Annotated in this window: 6 protein-coding genes; 5 read left to right on the plus strand and 1 reads right to left on the minus strand. The window is 73.0% G+C overall.

The features are described from left to right. Nucleotides 1-318: 318 nt before the first annotated feature. Together V5O40_RS27740 and surE are read left to right on the plus strand one after the other, a co-directional pair. Entirely contained in the window at nucleotides 319-1299 is a 981-nt protein-coding gene (locus V5O40_RS27740; protein ID WP_332908187.1) for a 1-phosphofructokinase family hexose kinase, read from the plus strand. Further along, a complete protein-coding gene (gene surE / locus V5O40_RS27745) occupies nucleotides 1296-2120 on the plus strand; it encodes a 5'/3'-nucleotidase SurE (protein ID WP_332908188.1) in 825 nt (274 codons plus the stop codon). Before V5O40_RS27740 ends, surE begins: the two co-directional genes overlap by 4 nt. Before the next feature lie 25 nt (nucleotides 2121-2145). Here the strand turns inward: surE and V5O40_RS27750 are convergent, their stop codons facing one another. Further along, nucleotides 2146-2511, minus strand: coding sequence for an STAS domain-containing protein (locus V5O40_RS27750; protein WP_210826839.1), 366 nt, complete (start codon nucleotides 2509-2511; stop codon nucleotides 2146-2148). Between the two features lie 336 nt (nucleotides 2512-2847). Here V5O40_RS27750 and V5O40_RS27755 point away from each other — a divergent pair, with 336 nt between their 5' ends. From V5O40_RS27755 to V5O40_RS27765, 3 genes are all read left to right on the plus strand, one after another. Then, nucleotides 2848-3000, plus strand: a complete 153-nt coding sequence (locus V5O40_RS27755; protein ID WP_332908189.1) for a hypothetical protein — start codon at nucleotides 2848-2850, stop codon at nucleotides 2998-3000. A 198-nt stretch (nucleotides 3001-3198) separates the two neighbouring features. Beyond that, the gene (locus V5O40_RS27760; protein ID WP_332908190.1) at nucleotides 3199-3612 is read left to right on the plus strand and encodes a hypothetical protein; all 414 of its coding nucleotides are present in this window, start codon (nucleotides 3199-3201) and stop codon (nucleotides 3610-3612) included. A 517-nt stretch (nucleotides 3613-4129) separates the two neighbouring features. Beyond that, the gene (locus tag V5O40_RS27765) at nucleotides 4130-4819 is read left to right on the plus strand and encodes a BON domain-containing protein (RefSeq protein ID WP_332908191.1); all 690 of its coding nucleotides are present in this window, start codon (nucleotides 4130-4132) and stop codon (nucleotides 4817-4819) included. The last annotated feature ends 111 nt before the right edge of the window (nucleotides 4820-4930 follow it).

Raw genomic sequence — 4930 nt, forward strand, 5'->3', positions numbered from 1 at the left:
AGGCAGCTCTGGGTGCCCAGCAGCGGCTGTAAGTCGTACTGCGGTGCCCGTGGTGACCCGTCCAGCGACCACACCACCCCCGTCCCCCTGTGGGTGTACTGACCTCCTCGTCGCGCGGGGTGAACCGCTCTTCACGAGCGGTTCACCCGGCGTTGCGTTTTCCGGTCGACCGGTGGGGCACCGTCCCTTCGGCACGCGTCGACGCGTCTCGTTGGATACCGTCGTACCAGTAAGCGGTATTTGTCCGCTAGCGGGAGGAACGCCCATGGACGAGCGAATCGCCAGGCCCGGCGACGGTACGGACAACGGAGTGCCTTCATGAGCGACCGCGTCATGATCTTCGCGCCGACCCCCCTGCTCACCGTCACCATCGACCAGCCGAGCGACGCACCGGAGCTGCACCTGCACCCGGGCGGGCAGGGAGTCTGGCAGGCCAGGATGGTGCTGTCCCTCGGCGTCGACGTGGTGCTCTGCGCGGCACTCGGCGGCGAGGTCGGGCAGGTGCTGGAGCCGTTGCTGGTCAGCGAGGGGGTCGACCTCAAGGTGGTGGCCCGCGACTCCGGCGGCAGCGGCGGCTACGTGCACGACCGCCGCGAAGGTACCCGTCGGGAGGTCGTCGACGTGATCGGCCAACCGTTGAGCCGGCACGAGCTGGACGAGTTGTACAACCTCGCGCTCGGCGAGGGCCTGCGCGCGCCGGTGAGCGTGTTGAGCGGGCCGAACCATCCGTCCCTGGTCCCCGCCGACCTCTACCGGCGCTTTGCCGCCGATCTCGGCGCCAACGGCGGCCGGGTGGTGGTGGACCTCTGCGGCGAGCACCTGACGGCCGTCCTGGACAGCGGGGTCTTCTTCCTCAAGATCAGTCACGAGGAGTTGATCACCGACGGTCGGGCCGACGGCGACGACGAGGAGCAGCTCACCCGTGCCATGTACGACCTGCACGCCTCGGGGGCCGAGAACGTCGTGGTCAGTCGGGCCGACAAACCGGCGCTGGCGCTTGTCGACGGTGAGGTGTTCGAGGTGCTGATGCCGCGGCTGGAGGCGGCCGACCCACGGGGGGCGGGCGACTCGATGACCGCCGGGGTGGCCGCCGTGGTGGCCCGGGGTGGCGATGTGCGCACGGCGATCCGCACCGGCGCGGCGGCCGGCGCGCTGAACGTCACCCGACACGGCCTCGGCACCGGCCGACTCGACTCGATCAACGGCCTGGTCGACCGGGTCCGACTCGAACCGGCGGGCAGCCGTCCGCAGGAGCGGACCACCCCCGACGAGCTGGCGCAACGGGCGGGTGGCCGGTGAGGCTACGGGTCCTGATCACCAACGATGACGGGATCGCCGCGCCCGGCATCCAGGCGCTGGCCCGGGCGGCCGTCGACCGGGGCCTGGACGTGGTGGTGGCCGCCCCGTTGGAGGAGGCCAGCGGCACCAGCGCCGCGATGAGCGCGATGGAGCAGGACGGACAGGTGGTGGTCCGCGAGCACCCGCTGCCGGAACTCGACGGCGTGCCGGCTTTCGGCGTCGGTGGCTCACCCGGGTTCATCGCGCTCATCGCCGTGCACGGTGCCTTCGGACCGCCGCCGTCGGTGCTGCTGTCGGGAATCAACCGGGGCGCCAACGCGGGACGCGCGGTGCTGCACTCCGGCACGGTGGGAGCCGCCTTCACCGCCGCCGCGAACGGCTGCCGGGCGATGGCGGTCTCGCTGGACGTGCTCTCGGCCGGTGAGGCGACCGCGGCCAGCGGCGGCGCGGCGGTGGCGGCCGCCGCCCGGGTACGCGACGCCGAGCGGAACTGGGCCACCGCCGCCCGGGTCGCCCTGGACCTGCTGCCCCGGCTGACCGCGGCGCCGACGGAGAGCGTCCTGAACGTCAACTCGCCGGATCTACCGCTGGGTCGGCTGCGCGGGGTACGCCGGGCCAGCCTGGCGACCTTCGGCCAGGTGCAGATGACCGTCGCCGAGTCCGGACACGGCTTCGTCCGCACGTCGTTGGAGGAGCCGGGCCAGGCGGTACAGCCCGGCACGGACCTTGCCCTGCTCGCCGACGGCTACGCCTCGGTGACCGCGGTGCGGGCGGTCACCGAGGTGGCTGACGTGGACCTGTCCGGCCTCGACGGGGAGTGACCCGGCCCGTCGGCCGGTCGGGGCGTCAGGCCCCGGGGACCACCTCGGAGGCCGTGGCGGCCCCGGCGTAGTAGGGCTCGGGCGCGCCGAAGAGACCGAGCAGACCGGTCACCCAGAGCTGCCGGTGGACGAACCGGCTCGGCTCGGTGACGATCAGCTTCACTCCGCTGACCTCGGCGGTCTGGAAACCGGCGACCATGGCGCTGATGCCCACCGAGTCGATGAAGGTGACCAGCCGCATGTTGAGCTCGATCCGGGCCGGCCGCCCCTTGGCCAGCACCTCGGCGATGGCCTCTTTCACCTCGTACGCGGTGTCGACGTCGATCTCGCCTCGAGGGGCGATCTCGATGACACCACCGGGCCGAACCGTCTGCAGGATCGACAGGCTCACGCGAGCACCTCCACTCGCCCGTACGACGGGCGCCTCATCAGTACGCGGGCCGCGACCGACAGTATTCCTTCAACCACCTCGGTCGCCACCCCTCGGGATGAGCAATTCACGGACAGGGGCAGGGCAAATCACCCATATCCGAACTTTATTGGCTTTATCACTTGGCGCTCGGGCACGCCGACGCCGCCGAACCAGGGTAGCGGGCCGAGGCCACCCCCGTCGTTTCCCACTGGTGCCGGCGTGCCCCGCCAGAACCGGTCTGACCTGCACACGACGGACGAGGGTGGCGCGGTGTGCCTAGCATCACGGGTGACCCCTATGACGGGAGGACCCATCATGCTTCGCAGACTCGCCGCGCTCGCCGGTGTCGGTGCCCTGCTCGCCCTCGTGCTGGCCTGCGGATTCGGCGGGGGTGACGGTGACGACGACGATGACGACGACGACTTCGCCCTCGCCCGGCCAGCGGTGGTGGCGGTGGTCACCGGCTGACCCTGCCCGGAGCCGGCGACCCCGCTGCGGAGCGCACCCGGAGCACGCGCCGATTCCTCGGGGCCGGACGGCAGCAGCTGAGGGTTTGCGGCCCGGCCGGTGGGGGCACAGCCTCCGATGCGAACCGCCACCGGCCGGACAACGCCGCCGACAGCTGATGCGTGCACCGGCTCCGGCTCTGTCGAGGAGGGAACCATCATGTTCGGAACACATCTGCTGGACCGCCGTAGCAAGCCGGAGCGGATCGCGGACCAGGCGTGGCAACACCTCGTCTCAGCGGTGAACAGCGCGGGCGACAGCATCCGCGACACCGCCCGCACCGCGCGCCACAGCTCCGCCGGTCTCGCCGGTGACGCCGGAGACCTGGTCGAGTCGGCCGCCGAGGAGGCCCGGCACCGCGCCAGCCTCGCCTTCGACGCGCTCGCCGGACGCCGGCCGGCGCTGCCGTGGACGTTGCTGATCGGTGCCGCCCTGGTCGGCGCGGCGGTCGGCTGGGCAGCCGGCACCGCCGCACGCGCCGCCGGAAGTCGTGACCGGGCCATGGAGGACATCGAGTTCGTCGACGTGGACCGGCCCGACTCCCCCGCCGACCCCACCACACCCGTCAACTGACGCATCCGGTGACGACGGGCCCCACCGACCGACGAGGCCGGTCGGGGCCCGTCGTGCTGCCCGCCGGCACCCTCGCCACCGAGCGCGGAGCCGTCGTGCTGCTCCCGACCGGCACCCTCGCCACCGAGCGCGGGGCCCGTCTTGCTCCCGACCGGCACCCTCACCACCGGGGAGTGCGGACGTCTGCCCGAGGCACCGGGTGTCGCCGGACCTGTCTCGGCCGCCGGCGGGGTCGTCGACGCCGTCCCTCGTCCGATCCGGGTGAGGCAGCCTCATCCGCACACCCACCAGGCTCGGTCGTGGCGGACCTGGCCTGCCGACCCCGACCCGGGTCGAAGGCCGGGGCCTGCCCGGGCCGGACCCGGCGCGGGTTCCGCGTCCGGGCCTGCCCGCGCCGGACCCGGCGCGGGTCAGGAGCGCGTGGGTGGCGGCGCCGCACCGCGCCACGGTGGCGAGCGGTTCGCGGCGGCTCTGCCGCGCGATCCGCGACCCACCCCTGCGGAGAAGGGAGCGACCGATGGCCAGCATCTCGACGATCAACCGCACCGATCTGGACATCCAGTCCGCGGTGCTCGACGAACTCGGCTGGGAGCCCCGGGTACGGCCGCACGAGATCGGGGTGGCCGTCACCGAGGGCGTGGTGACCCTGACCGGGAGGGTGGACAGCTACGCCAAGAAGTGGGCGGCCGAGCGGGCCGCGCACCGGGTCACGCAGGTGCGGGCGGTGGCCAACGACCTCGCGGTGCGACTGGTGACCGGTGCCGAACGCACCGACCCGGAGATCGCCGCCGCGGTCCAGCACGCCCTGCAGTGGCAGGCGTTCGTGCCGGTCGACGCGCTCGACGTGACGGTTTCCCAGGGCTGGGTCACCCTGCACGGCGAGCTCGAGTGGGAGTACCAGCGCCGCGCCGCCGAGCGGGCCGTCGGCCAACTGAACGGCGTACGTGGGGTCAGCGACGGCATGACCGTCCGGCCGCGGGTACGCCCGGACGGTGCCCTCCTGGCCCGGCGCATCGTGGACGCGCTGGCCCGCAACCGCGCCACCGACGCCGAGCAGGTGACGGTACGGGTGCACGGCGACACGGTGCTGCTGGGCGGGCTGGTGCACTCGATGCCGGAACGCGCCGAGGTGGAACGGGTCGTCTGGTCCGCTCCGGGCATCCGTGAGGTGCAGAACCACATCGCGGTCGCCCCGGTGCTGCGCTGAGCCGTGGCGGAACCACCCGGGTCGGGTGTGCCCCGCACAACCCCCCCGCCCCCCGGGCGGGGGGTATTTACCACCCGCTGGACAACCCCCCCCCAGTGCCCCCCCGCCGGC

The sequence above is a fragment of the Micromonospora palythoicola genome (assembly GCF_036689795.1).
GTDB lineage: Bacteria > Actinomycetota > Actinomycetes > Mycobacteriales > Micromonosporaceae > Micromonospora > Micromonospora palythoicola.

Bases quoted from the DNA above. Each gene is read 5' to 3' on its own strand.
- V5O40_RS27740 (WP_332908187.1), top strand. From the start codon at position 319: ATGAGCGACCGCGTCATGATCTTCGCGCCGACCCCCCTGCTCACCGTC.
- V5O40_RS27755 (WP_332908189.1), top strand. From the start codon at position 2,848: ATGCTTCGCAGACTCGCCGCGCTCGCCGGTGTCGGTGCCCTGCTCGCC.
- V5O40_RS27760 (WP_332908190.1), top strand. From the start codon at position 3,199: ATGTTCGGAACACATCTGCTGGACCGCCGTAGCAAGCCGGAGCGGATC.
- V5O40_RS27765 (WP_332908191.1), top strand. From the start codon at position 4,130: ATGGCCAGCATCTCGACGATCAACCGCACCGATCTGGACATCCAGTCC.